This window comes from Streptomyces bambusae (genome assembly GCF_019400985.1).
Lineage (GTDB): Bacteria > Actinomycetota > Actinomycetes > Streptomycetales > Streptomycetaceae > Streptomyces > Streptomyces bambusae_A.
Window position 1 is genome coordinate 1 of sequence record NZ_WTFF01000657.1, and the last position, 1,158, is coordinate 1,158.

At 76.5% G+C, this 1,158-nt stretch carries 2 protein-coding genes; both read left to right on the plus strand.

What is annotated here, in order from left to right; all coding sequences use genetic code 11:
* Positions 1–59 precede the first annotated feature (59 nt).
* Complete coding sequence (locus GPJ59_RS36370) at positions 60–506, plus strand: ester cyclase (protein ID WP_219672372.1); 447 nt, start codon at positions 60–62, stop codon at positions 504–506.
* Positions 503–1,158: FAD binding domain-containing protein (locus tag GPJ59_RS36375; protein WP_219672373.1), on the plus strand; the 656-nt coding region annotated here is incomplete at its 3' end. The genes GPJ59_RS36370 and GPJ59_RS36375, both read left to right, overlap by 4 nt.

Here is a 1,158-nt window from a genome sequence, read left to right on the forward strand (position 1 = left end):
GCCGTGTCGGCCCCGGCCGCCCCCGCCCCCCCCCCCGCCCCCCAGACCACCGGAAAGGCATGACCATGCAGGCGTCGCTGGCAGAAGAGCGCAAGAGGAAGATCGCGCTGCTCTTCGAGCAGATCATCACGCACGGCGACCTCGACCTCGCCGACGAGCTCTTCCACGAGGACTTCACCTGGCCGCAGTTCGGGCTGCACGGCCCCGAGGGCGTCCGCACCTGGGTGCGGGCCTTCCGGACCGCCTTCCCCGACATGGTCGACCGGGTCGTCGAGCAGTGGGCCGAAGGGGACACGGTCATCACGCGCGTGGAGTGCACCGCCACCCAGCTCGGGCCGTTCCGCGGCCTGCCGCCGAGCGGGCGCAAGGCCACGTTCGGGGCGCTGGGCATCGACCGGTTCCGCGGCGACAAGGTCATCGAGCGGTCCGCGCACTTCGACCTCGCCGACCTGATGCGCAAGTACGGCCACACCGAACTGCGGGTGCCCGAGGTGGACCGGCCGTGAAGCCCGCGCCCTTCTCCTACGTCCGCCCGCGTACCGCCGAGGAGGCGGTGGCCCACCTGGCCGCCGCCGCCCGCGCCGGCCGCGAGGCGCGGGTGCTGGCCGGCGGCCAGTCCCTGATCCCGCTGCTGAACCGGCGGCTGGTCCGGCCCGACCTGCTGGTCGACCTCGGCCGGGTGCCCGGGCTGGCCGGCGTACGGGCCGACGCGGCGGCCGGCGTACGGATCGGGGCGCTGACCCCGCACGCCGACCTGGAGCGCAGCACCGACCGCGTGCTGCACCGCGACCTGCCGGTGCTGCCCGAGGCGGCCGCGCTCGTCGGGCAGCTGCCGGTGCGCGTCCGCGGCACCGTCGGCGGCAGCCTCGCGCACGCCGACCCGTGCGCCGAGTGGTGCCTGCTCGCGGTGCTGCTCGACGCCGAACTGACGCTGCTGGGGCCGGACGGCAGCCGGGTGGCGGGGGCGTCGGCGTTCCTGCGCGGCCGCCACCGTACGGCGCTGCGGCCGGGGGAGATCCTGACCGCCGTCCGCTTCCCGTACGCCGAACCGGCCGCCGCCCTGGAGGAGTACGGCATCCAGCCCGGCCGGCTGCCCGAGGCCGCCGCCGCGGCCGCGCTGACCCTGTCCGCCGACGGCCGGATCGCCGCGGCGCGGAT